At 42.3% G+C, this 12,796-nt stretch carries 20 protein-coding genes; 18 read left to right on the forward strand and 2 right to left on the reverse strand.

The genetic code is table 11. The annotated features are described in order from the left end of the window. Positions 1–188: 188 nt before the first annotated feature. The 3 genes from rhaA to MHH89_RS02625 all read left to right on the forward strand — a co-directional run bounded on the left by rhaA (position 189) and on the right by MHH89_RS02625 (position 2,744). Positions 189–1,463, forward strand: a complete 1,275-nt coding sequence (rhaA, locus tag MHH89_RS02615) for an L-rhamnose isomerase (protein ID WP_076280893.1) — start codon at positions 189–191, stop codon at positions 1,461–1,463. A gap of 154 nt (positions 1,464–1,617) precedes the next feature. Beyond that, the gene (locus tag MHH89_RS02620; protein ID WP_076130349.1) at positions 1,618–2,256 is read left to right on the forward strand and encodes a Vat family streptogramin A O-acetyltransferase; all 639 of its coding nucleotides are present in this window, start codon (positions 1,618–1,620) and stop codon (positions 2,254–2,256) included. A 110-nt stretch (positions 2,257–2,366) separates the two neighbouring features. Continuing rightward, entirely contained in the window at positions 2,367–2,744 is a 378-nt protein-coding gene (locus MHH89_RS02625) for a YkvA family protein (protein WP_081383451.1), read from the forward strand. Between the two features lie 16 nt (positions 2,745–2,760). On the opposite strand, the gene MHH89_RS02630 is transcribed toward MHH89_RS02625, so the two are convergent. Beyond that, positions 2,761–3,153: a winged helix-turn-helix transcriptional regulator gene (locus tag MHH89_RS02630; protein ID WP_076130348.1), complete on the reverse strand. Its 393-nt coding sequence runs from the start codon at positions 3,151–3,153 to the stop codon at positions 2,761–2,763. A 150-nt stretch (positions 3,154–3,303) separates the two neighbouring features. Between MHH89_RS02630 and MHH89_RS02635 the strand changes: the two genes are divergently transcribed. From MHH89_RS02635 to MHH89_RS02700, 14 genes are all read left to right on the forward strand, one after another. Then, on the forward strand, positions 3,304–3,978 hold the full coding sequence (locus MHH89_RS02635) for an NAD(P)H-dependent oxidoreductase (protein WP_341086251.1): 675 nt from the start codon (positions 3,304–3,306) through the stop codon (positions 3,976–3,978). Between the two features lie 187 nt (positions 3,979–4,165). Beyond that, on the forward strand, positions 4,166–4,576 hold the full coding sequence (locus MHH89_RS02640; RefSeq protein ID WP_036689778.1) for a CidA/LrgA family holin-like protein: 411 nt from the start codon (positions 4,166–4,168) through the stop codon (positions 4,574–4,576). Then, positions 4,576–5,262, forward strand: a complete 687-nt coding sequence (locus tag MHH89_RS02645) for an LrgB family protein (RefSeq protein ID WP_076280892.1) — start codon at positions 4,576–4,578, stop codon at positions 5,260–5,262. Before MHH89_RS02640 ends, MHH89_RS02645 begins: the two co-directional genes overlap by 1 nt. A gap of 94 nt (positions 5,263–5,356) precedes the next feature. Further along, positions 5,357–5,536, forward strand: coding sequence for a hypothetical protein (locus MHH89_RS02650; RefSeq protein ID WP_036689781.1), 180 nt, complete (start codon positions 5,357–5,359; stop codon positions 5,534–5,536). 166 nt (positions 5,537–5,702) lie between these two features. Then, positions 5,703–5,882 (forward strand): hypothetical protein, encoded by a 180-nt coding sequence (locus MHH89_RS02655; RefSeq protein WP_076280322.1) that lies wholly within the window; start codon positions 5,703–5,705, stop codon positions 5,880–5,882. Positions 5,883–6,047: 165 nt separating this feature from the next. Further along, a complete protein-coding gene (locus MHH89_RS02660; RefSeq protein WP_036689784.1) occupies positions 6,048–6,614 on the forward strand; it encodes a putative ABC transporter permease in 567 nt (188 codons plus the stop codon). Positions 6,615–6,760: 146 nt separating this feature from the next. Further along, positions 6,761–7,237, forward strand: coding sequence for a DUF523 domain-containing protein (locus tag MHH89_RS02665; RefSeq protein WP_076218746.1), 477 nt, complete (start codon positions 6,761–6,763; stop codon positions 7,235–7,237). A gap of 49 nt (positions 7,238–7,286) precedes the next feature. Beyond that, positions 7,287–7,433, forward strand: a complete 147-nt coding sequence (locus MHH89_RS02670; RefSeq protein WP_155288116.1) for a hypothetical protein — start codon at positions 7,287–7,289, stop codon at positions 7,431–7,433. A gap of 168 nt (positions 7,434–7,601) precedes the next feature. Beyond that, positions 7,602–8,051 (forward strand): hypothetical protein, encoded by a 450-nt coding sequence (locus tag MHH89_RS02675; protein WP_341086256.1) that lies wholly within the window; start codon positions 7,602–7,604, stop codon positions 8,049–8,051. Between the two features lie 30 nt (positions 8,052–8,081). Beyond that, the gene (locus MHH89_RS02680) at positions 8,082–8,555 is read left to right on the forward strand and encodes an NUDIX domain-containing protein (protein ID WP_076130372.1); all 474 of its coding nucleotides are present in this window, start codon (positions 8,082–8,084) and stop codon (positions 8,553–8,555) included. Between the two features lie 16 nt (positions 8,556–8,571). Beyond that, on the forward strand, positions 8,572–9,159 hold the full coding sequence (locus MHH89_RS02685) for a histidine phosphatase family protein (protein WP_076130342.1): 588 nt from the start codon (positions 8,572–8,574) through the stop codon (positions 9,157–9,159). Beyond that, on the forward strand, positions 9,156–9,581 hold the full coding sequence (locus tag MHH89_RS02690; protein ID WP_076309128.1) for a hypothetical protein: 426 nt from the start codon (positions 9,156–9,158) through the stop codon (positions 9,579–9,581). Before MHH89_RS02685 ends, MHH89_RS02690 begins: the two co-directional genes overlap by 4 nt. A gap of 9 nt (positions 9,582–9,590) precedes the next feature. Next, the gene (locus tag MHH89_RS02695) at positions 9,591–10,001 is read left to right on the forward strand and encodes a ribosomal maturation YjgA family protein (RefSeq protein WP_341086258.1); all 411 of its coding nucleotides are present in this window, start codon (positions 9,591–9,593) and stop codon (positions 9,999–10,001) included. A 24-nt stretch (positions 10,002–10,025) separates the two neighbouring features. Continuing rightward, entirely contained in the window at positions 10,026–10,817 is a 792-nt protein-coding gene (locus tag MHH89_RS02700) for a lipid II flippase Amj family protein (RefSeq protein WP_036689792.1), read from the forward strand. Positions 10,818–10,841: 24 nt separating this feature from the next. On the opposite strand, the gene MHH89_RS02705 is transcribed toward MHH89_RS02700, so the two are convergent. Then, positions 10,842–11,651 (reverse strand): hypothetical protein, encoded by an 810-nt coding sequence (locus MHH89_RS02705; RefSeq protein WP_143765074.1) that lies wholly within the window; start codon positions 11,649–11,651, stop codon positions 10,842–10,844. 204 nt (positions 11,652–11,855) lie between these two features. Here MHH89_RS02705 and MHH89_RS02710 point away from each other — a divergent pair, with 204 nt between their 5' ends. Next, the gene (locus tag MHH89_RS02710) at positions 11,856–12,713 is read left to right on the forward strand and encodes an SDR family oxidoreductase (RefSeq protein WP_076193852.1); all 858 of its coding nucleotides are present in this window, start codon (positions 11,856–11,858) and stop codon (positions 12,711–12,713) included. Positions 12,714–12,796: the final 83 nt, after the last annotated feature.

Here is a 12,796-nt window from a genome sequence, read left to right on the forward strand (position 1 = left end):
CGTGCGGCGTATGCGGAAAGTGAGCTAAAGAGAGGCAAAAGTGCCTCTCATCGAGCGCGATACGCGGAACACGAGCTAAAGAGAGGCAAAAGTGCCTCTCATCGAGCGCGATACGCGGAACACGAGCGAAAGAGAGGCAGAAATGCCTCATCTAAAACACACTAAGTTAAAAATCAGGAGGCTCAAACATGGAGCAGAGTAAAGAGAGCTTACAGAGCATTCAGAACAGCTACAATGAAGCGAAAAAGCTTTACGCACAGCATGGGATCGAAGTAGATAAGGTGTTGGAGCAGCTAGCGGAAATTAAGATTTCTTTGCATTGTTGGCAAGGGGATGATGTGAAGGGTTTTTTGAATAAGGAAAAAGAACTGAGCGGCGGGATCGCAGTCACCGGAAGTTACCCGGGGCGGGCCGGGAATCCGGAGGAGCTGCGCCGGGATTTGGAACAGGCTCTAGCACTCATCCCAGGGCAACATAAAATAAATTTACATGCTATTTATGCGGATACAGAAGAGACTGTAGATCTCGACGCGTTAGAGCCTAAGCATTTTGAGCGCTGGGTGAGCTGGGCAAAAGAGCAGGGACTCGGATTGGATTTCAATCCTACCTGTTTTTCTCATGAAAAAGCAAATGATGGCTTCACACTGAGTCACCCAGATCCTGAGATCCGCAACTTCTGGATCGCTCATTGCAAGGCCTCACGTCGAATCGCCGAGTCCTTTGGTCAAGCATTAGGTCAGCCTTGTGTCACTAATTTTTGGGTTCCAGATGGTTATAAAGATACGCCGATCGACCGCTTGTCACCAAGGGTACGGCTTCAGCAGTCACTCGATGAAATCTTCAGCGAGGAAATCGATCAGCAATATAACATTGATGCTGTAGAAAGTAAGCTGTTTGGTATTGGTTCGGAAAGTTACGTGGTTGGCTCACATGAATTCTATATGGGTTATGCGCTAAGCCGGGGTAAGGCGGTGTGCTTCGATGCTGGGCATTTCCATCCAACCGAGACGATTTCGAATAAGCTGTCTTCCTGGCTGCTGTTTGGGGATCAATTGCTGCTGCATGTTAGCCGTCCAGTACGCTGGGATAGTGATCATGTGGTTACTATGGACGATGAGCTGCTCGAGATTGCCCGTGAACTGGTTCGTGGTCAGTTTCTGGGCAGAACGCATATTGGATTAGATTTTTTTGACGGAAGCATTAATCATGTTGCTGCTTGGGTGATCGGAACACGAAATACATTAAAAGCTTTGCTTCGTGCTATGCTGGAGCCAATCGAGCAATTGAAGCAAATTGAGCTGGATGGAGATTACACTTCAAGACTTGCCTTGGTCGAGGAATTTAAATCGTATCCGTTTGGAGCCATTTGGGATTATTATTGTGCGAAGAATGGCGTACCGGTCCGGGAAAGCTGGCTAAATGAAGTAAAACAGTATGAGGCTGAGGTTTTATCGAAAAGATAGAGGTAGAAGTAGAACGAGCTTTAACAATATAAGTAGATAAAAGATAGGCGGTTACCGGCAGGTAGCCGCTTTTTTATGTTTATGAATCGTACATGATTTGAATTCAGCTCTGATCTCTGCTATGTTTTATCCAAAAGAGAGCGAGGCGCAAACTATGAAACAATATGGACCGAACCCGAATACGCTCTATCCCAATGAACAAATTAAAAGTATCTGCTATATAAAAAATGCGATTACAAGAGACAATATCATTGTTGGCGATTATACCTATTATGATGATATAAACGGTGCAGAGAAGTTTGAGGAACGTGTGACTCATCATTATGATTTTATTGGCGATAAGCTTATTATTGGAAAATTCTGCGCGATTGCCAAAGGCATTGAATTTGTCATGAATGGTGCCAACCACCGGATGAATTCGGTTTCGACCTATCCGTTTAATATCATGGCCCATGGCTGGGAACAGGCGGTCCCGGATTTAAAAGATCTGCCGCTAAAAGGTGATACAGTCATCGGAAACGATGTTTGGATTGGACAAAATGTTACGGTTATGCCAGGTGTGCATATTGGAAACGGAGCAGTTATCGCAGCCAATTCTACAGTTGTAAAGGATATCCCGGCGTATAGTGTAGCTGGAGGAAATCCCTGCAAAGTGATTAGACAACGTTTTGATGATGAAATGATCGAATATCTTGAAGCGCTGAAGTGGTGGGATTGGGATGCTGAGCGAATCTTTAAGAATCTTGAAGTGTTATGCAGTAGCGATTTAACGAAAATCAAAGCGATCAATTAATCGTAAGTAGGTTCAGGATACGGACTTTAGTTTATCTTAAAGATATAAACCTCAATTGAGGGAATACTTTAGGTATGTACGTCATATGAACCTTTCGGAGGGAACCGGCAATGAAGAAAGATAAGGTCAAGAATAGCATGGAGCTCACTGCAGAGGAATTTCCATATAGCAAAGAAAATGAGGAAATGGTAACGCAAAATTTTTGGACGAAAACTAAAAAGTTCGCAGGCAAAATTCCATTTACTAAAGATGCTATCGCGATGTATTATTGTGCCGTCGACGCTAAAACACCTTTATGGGCGAAAGGAATTGCTTTCGGTGCATTGGCTTATTTTATTTCTCCTATAGATGCTATACCCGATGCGATTCTAGGCCTTGGATTTACAGATGATGCAGCGATTATCGCAGCAGGCATTAAAGCGATATCCGGTCAGGTAACCAACGAACATAAGGAAAAAGCTGCAGCTTTTTTTAATGGGGAAAAATAAAAGGTGCAGCATTGAGCTACACCGTAATATCTGTACCTTCAGGACAGCTTTCTGCGGAAAGCTGTTTTGTTTTGTACACCTCGCCCCAATCTTTCATGAGTTTAATAATAGGAATCAGTGTCTTGCCGAATTCAGTTAAAGAGTATTCGACTTTTGGGGGAACCTGATGGTAGACCTCACGGTGTACAACCCCATCCTCTTCCAACTCTCTTAGTTGCAGGGTCAGCATACGTTGGGTAATGCCCGGGCAGATCCGGCGGAATTCGTTAAAACGTTTCGTGCCATCAATCAAGTGATAGATGAGAATTCCTTTCCATTTGCCTCCTATAACGTCCAGTGTAAATTCTACAGGGCAAGCTTCTTTGTTGCTTTCCGGGAAATTTCCAAAGCCACCTTTTCGGTCACGCATAGCTGTTCAACTCCCATGGTATCATTTTGTATACTACATAACATTATTGTGCGTACTTTTAAAGAAGTGATATATACACTAATATTAAGCATGTGATCGGCAAACAGTCAAATGCTCGTCGATGCTAACCAAGTAAAGGGAGTGTTACTCATGGATACTTTATCGTTAAACAAGAATGAAATCCTGTCTGCATATCAGTTCAGACATGCAACTAAAGAATTCGATAGCCGTAAAAAAATTAGTGAATCGGACTTTCAATTTATTCTGGAAACTGGACGATTGTCACCAAGTTCATTCGGATTCGAGCCTTGGCGTTTTGTGGTAGTACAAAGTCTGGAAGTACGTGAGAAATTACGTCCTTATGCCTGGGGCGCACAAAAGCAATTGGCAACCGCAAGCCATTTTGTGCTTATTCTCTCACGTCTTCCTAAAGATATGGCTGCTGACTCCGATTATATTAAAGGGATCATGGAGAATGTGCAGGAGTTGCCTCCGCAAGGAATGGAAGGAAAACGTAAAGTTTTTGATAAGTTTTTGAAGGTTGATTTCGGACTGATGGAGAATGAGCGGGCAATGTTCGAATGGAGCTGCCGGCAGACTTATCTGGCGCTTGGGAATATGCTGACTTCAGCTGCGTTAATCGGGATCGACTCCTGCCCAATGGAAGGTTTTGATAAAGCTAAGGTTGAGCAGATTCTGGAAGAAGAAGGGATTTTGGACGCTGAGCATTTTGGAATCTCCTGTATGGCAGCTTTCGGATATCGCCTGAACGAACCACGTGGTAAGACGCGTCAAGGTGCAGAGCAAGTAATTCAGTGGGTTTAACGAAATTGAATCTTAATCTTTGAGCCTGTAAAGTCTCTGTATTCTGGGGATTTTGCAGGTTTTTTTGCGATATTTCTTATAAGATTCAAAAAGTAATTGAAAGTTTCATGAAAACTCTGATACCCTTATGAAGGTGACTCCATATTAGCGCTATCGCTTTAACTTAATAATGAAGGGATCCTGCATCATGAAAATCATTCGCATTATTATCCAAGTGTTCCTGCTATATTTGTTCTACTTGGCTGGGGACTATCTGCAAAAGCAACTGCATCTCCCCGTTTCCGGGAGTATCGTAGGATTACTGTTACTTTTTGTTCTATTGCTATTCAGGGTCGTGCCTGTGAAGTGGATTGAAGAGGGTGCTACAACGATATTAGCTTATCTTCCGTTATTTTTTATTCCAGCGACAGCTGGGATCGTGAATCATATGGATATCTTTAGTGGTAGAGGTTTACTATTAATCCTAATCCTTATCGTTAGCAGTGTTCTCACGATTGCCGCAGCTGCACATTCTAGCCAATGGCTTACTAGCGTAAACAACAAGCTGAAAGCGGGATGGAGCGGCAAGAGACTAAGCGAAAAGGGGAAGGAAATATAATGTTTTTTATCGCAACAGGTATTGTACTGCTTAACGTAGCTATTTATTTGATGATGTCAGTAGTATATAGACGATTTCGTATTCCTGTACTTATTCCCGCGCTTACAGCAACAGTGATTGTTGTAACTTTACTACTATATTTTCATATTCCGTATGATACATATATGATAGGCGGCAAATGGATTAATCAGCTGCTCGGTCCTGCTGTAGTATCGTTAGCCTACCCATTATATAAACAACGTAATGTGTTGATTGAGAATCTCCCGGCAATTCTGGGCGGAGCCATTGTAGGTCTGCTTATAGGGATGTTTAGTGGACTGCTTTTGGCGGCAGGTCTAGGCTTCTCTAAATTATATGTTTTATCTTTATTACCTAAATCGATCACTACACCTGTAGCGATACAGATCTCGAACAGCTTAGGTGGGGACTCTTCTTTAACCTCTGTATTTGTTATGATTGCTGGATTTACAGGTGCGATTGGCGGACCTTTTATCATCAAACTGTTTAGAATTCGTAGTGAGGTTGGAATCGGAATTGGTCTAGGAACCGCTTCTCATGCTCTAGGAACAGCAAAGGCCTTGGAATATGGTGAACAATCCGTTTCGATGAGCTCGGTTGCGATGACTGTTTGCGCCATAGTTGGCTCTTGTATCGGCCCACTTGTAGCGTGGATGATGTACCCTTAAATTATTCTTTTAATTGGACTATGTTTGCAAAACACTCCATCGGGTAACTATAACTAAGGAACAAAAAAAGCAAAGCACCTGAGGAGGATTTCACATGTCCGATCACACACAAGATGAAGCGGAAATCCGCAACAAGGAAAATAAAGAAGGCGATTCATTAGCTGAAATTAAGAAGATGGAGAACGGTGTAGACATCGAGCCAGAGGCAGATGAGTGGGTAGCCAAACCTGCTGAATCCTCACACCCAGATCCGCTTCCCGATAATTTGGAGTAAATGATTCGGAAGACAGGCTGTCCTTTAGGGGACAGTCTGTTTTTGTTGATGAATATAGTAAGTATTGTATAATAAATAAAAGTACAACCTCATCAGAGTGTTTTCTCCAAGTTCGTCTTAGCTTTTCGCAAATTTCACAGATCTTTGCCAACAGGGAGGAAATGGAATGCGTAGTCGGAATGAGAACAGCCGTTACCGGCAAAAACGTGGTGAGGCTCTAGCAGGAAACTTTGAGAAAAAGTACGGTTCAAACTTTGGCGTACGCAGTGAGCTTAAGATGGATGCACTGAAGAAACCAAACGACGATCAGTTGCTGACGACACCTCATGAAGAAGAGCCTAAATAATTAGAAGGTAACAAGTGGGAGACTTTTACTCCTGGAATTCTGGAATGGAGGCATAACCTTTTGGGTTATGTCTTTTTTTGTGCGCATATTTCCAGAACGATCAAGACATAATAGGGCCGGATGGACAACTAAGAAAATAATGACAACGGGAGGCGAGATTAGGTCATGATTATTCCTATATTTTCGTTAAGTGGAGATATAGCAGTTACTGTGGTGGGCCAATACTTTTTTTATTTTATGGTCTATTCCTTTTTAGGTTGGGTATTGGAAGGGACCTATAATTTATACAGTAATGGAAGCTTTCGCAAAGAAGGATTTCTAAAAGGTCCATTTAAGCCGATGTATGGCTTTGCTCCACTATTGCTATTGATTGCTAGAGATTTGACGCTGCCACTTCCGCTTTTCCTATTTCTTGCGCTAATCATTCCTTCTGCTGTTGAATTTATAAGCGGTTGGCTGTTAAAAACGGTATTCCATAAGCAATGGTGGGATTACTCAGGAATGTCTTATCAACTGCAAGGGCATATTTGCCTGCGTTTTTCTCTATATTGGTGGGGGCTTTCAGTAGCTAGTGTGTATGTAATTCAGCCGCTTATGGAGCTTTTATATTCGGGTGTTCAGCCTATTTGGAAATTCGTGCTTCCGATCGTGGGGTTCTACTTTATGGCGGATTTATTATGGACCTGCTGGAGCCGGTATCGGATGGAGAAAACCCCTCAATATCAGAAATAATGGTTTTCTATATGTGTACTACGAGTCTTCTTTTGTGTATCAAGCACAAACATTTCGTGGACAGGCATTTCGATATTGCATATCCGTTTCTAGTCATAAATAATATAGCAATATATTAAATACTAGACGGACTGGTGGCGATAACGATGACAGGGAAGATTCTAGTGAGCGCATGTCTGTTAGGGCATAAAGTACGTTATGATAATGGCGATGTTCCGTGTCTCGATGCCCGATTCCTAAAGTGGTATGAGGAAGGGCGTTTTGTCCATATTTGTCCAGAGGTAGTGGGAGGTTTGCCAACCCCTCGTCCTGACGCACAGCGGCAAGGAGATCGGGTAGTGACGGGGGCAGGCGTCGATGTTACGGAGCCATTTATGAAGGGGGCTCAAGCCACACTAAAGCTGGCTAGGGAGCATCAGGTTGCATTAGCTATTTTAAAACAAGACAGTCCTTCATGCGGAAGCCTGTATATTTATGATGGAACCTTTAAGGATACGAAAGCACCGGGAGAGGGCACCACTACGGAGCTGTTGAGGAAAAATGGGTTTAAAGTATTTGGCGAAGATCAGCTGGATGAAGTCGAGCAGGAACTCGCACGTACGGACGGGCAGGGCATTCTTTAAGTAATAAATAGGCTGTAGGATACATAGTGTGTATAAGGGGAACGAAGCAGTGTCCTTGGGAGAGGAAATGCCGTCCGATGAGCCATCCTTCATTTGGGATAGGAGGCGGACGCAGATGAGTATTGATCAGCTCATTGCTTTGCTCGTTCTTGTCATTATGATCGTACAGCTTGCTGGCACAAAAGGTAAACACTAAGTCTCACCTCATTGTAACTGCTTCCGGAGCTCAGCATTTTTTGAGTTCGGAAGCTTTTTTTGTCCACGGCTATGCATATTGTGAAATCTAAAGGATTCCTTCATAGTGATGTCTAATATACATATAGTGGGTTTTTGGGAAGTCCAAGGAAAGAAATTAGGGGGAACTATGAAATTTAGAACATGGATAATCATTGTGCAGTTATTTATGATTGCTGTGCTTGTAGGCGTGTTGGCGGCCGATCTAGGTGAGACAGGCTCAGATGAGTCTAAACATGATGATATTTTAATACATTTTGATCAAAAAGATTTAAACAGGATGAAAGAAACCGTTCAAAGGTTTAGTGAAGGTAAAGGAGATAACCTGATGTTGATTGAGCCAACCACGGATAGTGGACGGTTAATTCATGATTTCTATTCTAATGGTAAAGAGCTTCATTGGGTAAAGGATGATACAAGAGATGCATGGAGTAGTAGTCCTAAGAAGATCGAATATGTATGCCAAGCGATTGAACTAATAGAGACAGGTGAGCGGTTTAATGTCGAGTTATCTCAATGTAATGTTCAGCCAGACGGTGAGAAAATAAACGTGATCAGCTTTTTAAAAGAAAGATTATAAACCCATTTACGGAGAGGATGGATGATCAATATGCCGATGTCTGAGTACTATCAAGGGATTCGTGGGAAAGTGGGCTCAGAATTATTAATGATGCCTTCCGTAGCTGCAGTAGTAAGAAATAAAGAGGATGAGATTCTGTTCATCCGCAAGCCAGGAGAATCTTTGTGGGGATTGCCTGCGGGAGCGATTGAGCCAGGGGAGCGTCCCGGAAGAACCTTACGCAGAGAGGTATATGAAGAGACAGGGTTGATGGTTCATCCTACGTCGATTTTAGGTGTTTTTGGTGGAGCGAAATATAGATACGAATATAGTAATGGCGATCAGGTAGAATATACGGTTATTGTATTTGAGTGCTCTATTATCAGAGGAACGCTTAGAGCTATAGATGGGGAGATCGAAGAATTTAAATTTTTCAAAGAGAACGAGCTGCCAGAGATTGCAATTCTTTATCCTAGAGAGATTTTTATAAAAGACCGAGAGAAGACTGCAACGATATTTGAGTGACTGAGAGGAGTGCCTCATGAAGACATACATTTATATGGTTAGACATGCAGTGTCACCTTTTGTATTAGGGAACGAGCGGGAACGGGGTTTATCCGAAAAAGGACACGCAGACGCTTATAGAATCAAAGAGCTTTTGGCGGAGGAGAAAATTACATATTTTGTATCCAGCCCATATAGACGAGCCGTAGAGACAATTAAATATTTGGCAGAAGCTTCGAACCAAGAGATTGAACTGTATGAAGAACTCAGAGAACGAGCAATCGGAAGTGTCGAGATTGAAATCAGTGAAGATGATTTTCTGCAGGGCATTCGGACATCGTTCAACGACAAGCAATATAAAATGCCGGATGGAGAGAGTACCCAGGAAGCACAAGAGCGTGCAATTCCTGTCATCAAGCAATTAATTCAACAGCATAAAGGCGGAAAAATCGCATTAGGTACGCATGGGAATATCATGACCATTATCCTGAATTACTTCGATAAGAAGTATGGATATGAGTTCTTTGAACAGACGTCCAAGCCGGATATTTATAAGCTGGAATTTGAAGAATTGGAGCTTACCCATGTGGAGCGGCTGTGGGACTCCGAAGTGCTGAACAGATGAAATATTTTATAAAGCTGAATGCACTAAGCGTACTTTATGCCTTTATGTTGTTTGTTGTAATAGAGCTGCCATTGAATATTTATCGAATCAGCAGAATTTCCGGCTTGGAGCTGGGAAAAGTAGATACCTTGCTGTTTATCTTCAAGCTTGTTTTATTTTTATTATCTTCTATAGTATTTATTTGGCTTACAAAAAAATATTTGAGCGGAAAAAAATCCATGTATTTCACTACGATCCTATGGTTTCCCTATTTGATTCTATTCATTAGTTTATTCGCAACCTGGTTCCCAATCACAGAACCTGCAGATAAACCTGCACCGGTAACAGGACTGATCATAATAGGAGCCCTGATTATTTATCCGTTTTATATCGCAATGATTAGTATTATCGCAAGCATCAATTTTAAGTCAGAAGCTGGATAGAGGTTGGAAATGAGGATCAATGATCTGAAAGAAAGACTTTTTTATAGTTGTATCTGCCTCGTTGTTATTGTATTGGGGTTAAGCACTAGAGTATTCACGGATCAGCTGCCTTTGTTTGTATCTAGACATTTCGGAGATGCGCTTTGGGGCAGTATGGTTTATTTTATGTTTCGGGTTCTACTGGTAAATCAAAAGCTAAGGCTCGCCTTTGTATGGAGTTTGGTGTTTAACTTCGGCATAGAATTTAGCCAGCTGTATCAAGCGGAGTGGATCAACAGCATCCGTTCTACAGTATTGGGTGGTCTAATTCTCGGAAAAGGATTCCTGTGGATCGACCTTGTTAGATATTTAGTGGGCATTGCCCTTTGTTATGGATTGGATCAATACTTTCACCAAAAGGTGCACCGAAATAATAAATAGTGTTTATTGGAGAGGAACCTTTAAATGGTAAATAGTTTGATTGTGGTATGCTTGCTTACGATGATTATTCACACGGCAGAAACCTTATCGTATTCGGTACGATACGCCGGAGTGAAGCTGAACAAGATAGCCATTGCGTTATCTCTCACAGGCATTATTGTTCTCGTCTCAAGAACTGCAAATATGATCCAAGCTCCACTGACGGCTAAATTCGTAGATTATGCCAAAATACATTCCGATTTTCCACTTCTTAATTACTTGAGAATTATATTATTGGCTTCTTCATTAGGGACTTTAATTGCCATTGCTGTGTTCCCTACCTTTGTAGGCTTGTTTGGGAGAATCATCTCTAAGCTTGAAATCGAAGGTTCTATCCCAAAACTGCTTACCAGTGTGACGATCGGGCAACTAAAGAACACCAGAAAATACATAAGAAAACCAAAAGTGAATCTATATAACTTCAGATACCTGGGGATTCCTAAACGTTTTATTGTGATGAATGTTTTTGTGACAGCCTTTTACACCGTAGGTGTCATATCATCTTTGTACGCTGCTCATCTAATGCCTCAATATAGCACGACTGCTTCTCAAGCTTCCGGACTGATTAACGGTATGGCGACTATTCTGCTGACCATATTTATCGACCCACAGCTTGGTCTTATTACCCATAAGGCTACTGAAAATGTAGAATACCGTGATCAGCTAGGAAAAATATATGTGGTATTGATGGGTTCACGATTTGTAGGCACTATATTTGCTCAGCTCCTAATTGTGCCTGCAGCCCAATTAATTAGTATGTTAGTGAAGCTGATTTGAGCCGGTGGGGGCGAATCATAATCATTAGGGAAGTTTAGATTCTGCTGCTCGTAGTGCTAGCGAAGTCTTCTGTTCCCAGCTGTAAATATTCTGCTGCATGGAATGAATTCGTTTCATTTGCTCATAGGATGATTTCAATTCTGTGGCGGCTCTAACTGCATCTCCTTGCTTAACAGCTGCTTTATATTGTTTGTCAGCTTCCGCGCGTACTTTTTGCGTGGCAGCGAGATTCTTACTCTCGGCAGTTATTTGTTTCTTTAAAGCAGTGATGGGTGCCAACGCATCTTTGACGGGTTTAAGCTTAGCAGCGGTTTGCTTGCGAGCGGCTGCCAAAGCGGTTGTCTTTGTCTTAATTTCGGCTCGGGCGAGGGTTACAGCAGCCTTTAGTTTATTACGCTTCAGGTCCAGCAATGTGACTGTTTTCAAGTCTTTAGCTTTCTTGGCTGCGGTAGACTGTTTACTGAGTGTGCTGTATTGTTCCAGAAGGGGAGCATGTTTCTTCTGAACTGAGCTAGCTTCTGAAGATAAGCGGCTTAACAGTGCTTGATCTGTTGACTGTATGACGGTACGAATAGATTTCAGAGCGTCATTATTCTGTTTGCGTAACTTCTGAATTTTTGAGTTATCTGTCTTAAGGGTGGCTTGAAGCGCGGTATAATTACCATGAAGACTGTTAATGTCATCCAGCGCGGAATCCCAGCCAGTAGCAGCAGACACAAGTGTGAGGTTACAGGTTAAGAAAGCTGCTACCAGCACTAATTGAGCCACCCATTTTAAATCCCTAATTCTGAAAATGTTCGTTCTACATCTGACGGTGTTTTTTGGCTTAAACATTCCTCTCAGCTCCTTAATGAATTAGTTAATATACGCAAAAAAGCACCTCCAAGATAGGCATTGACGCCTGTCTTGCGAGGTGCTTCTCCCGCACAGAAATATAAAAGATGCTCTTACTATAACTTGAAATTAATGGATAGTCAATGAACAATAGAACATTTGTTTGCTTGTTTTAATAATTGTGAAATACAAAGGGGAGTAAATATGAGTTCACATCTAGAGTATGGGCACGATCGAGTGGCTCTGATTACCGGAACCTCCAGTGGATTTGGACTGCTGACAGCGCTCAAATTAGCTGGACAGGGGTTTAAGGTGATAGCAACCATGCGTGATTTAAGCCGTAAAGGCGAGCTGGTGCTGCAGGCAGAGCAGGCAGGAATTTTAAAGCAGCTTCATTTAATGACCATGGATGTAACTGACAGCGATTCTATAGAGACAGCAATATCTTCAGTACACGAAACATTTGGAAGAATTGATGTTCTAGTCAATAATGCAGGTTTTGCCATTGGCGGTTTCATAGAAGAAATATCTATGGAGGAATGGCGGCGGCAAATGGAGACGAACTTTTTTGGATTAGTGGCTGTGACAACAGCTGTGCTGCCCATTATGCGAGAACAGCAGAGCGGCACGATTATTAATGTGGGAAGTGTAAGTGGATTATCCGGATTTCCAGGTTATGCGCCTTATGCAGCTTCTAAATTTGCTGTTGAAGGCTTCAGCGAAAGCCTGCGTCATGAAATGTCCCCTTATGGAATAAGGGTGGTATTAATTGAACCGGGCTCCTTCCGTACACCGATATGGGGAAAAGGCATGGAGCAAATTCGACGTAAGGAGGATTCTCCGTATAAAGCGCGTCTTGACGCTGTGCTACGATATTCCAAACATACTGCTGAGACAGCGCCTGACCCTAGTCAAGTGGCTAATCTTATCGGTCGTATTACCGAAATGAAAGCACCACGGCTACGTTATCCTATCGGCAAAGGTACGCGAATCTTAATTTTAGGCAAAACGCTGCTTCCATGGAAGTGGCTGGAGAGAATTATTGCGAAAGAATTGAGGTGATAGGATGGAGTCATCCATAAATTTAACAATCATTAAACTAATAGGTTATGTGTCCAGTTTGATGACCGTTTTTTTATGGCTAA

The organism is Paenibacillus sp. FSL H7-0323 (assembly GCF_038002725.1).
GTDB lineage: Bacteria > Bacillota > Bacilli > Paenibacillales > Paenibacillaceae > Paenibacillus_AQ > Paenibacillus_AQ odorifer.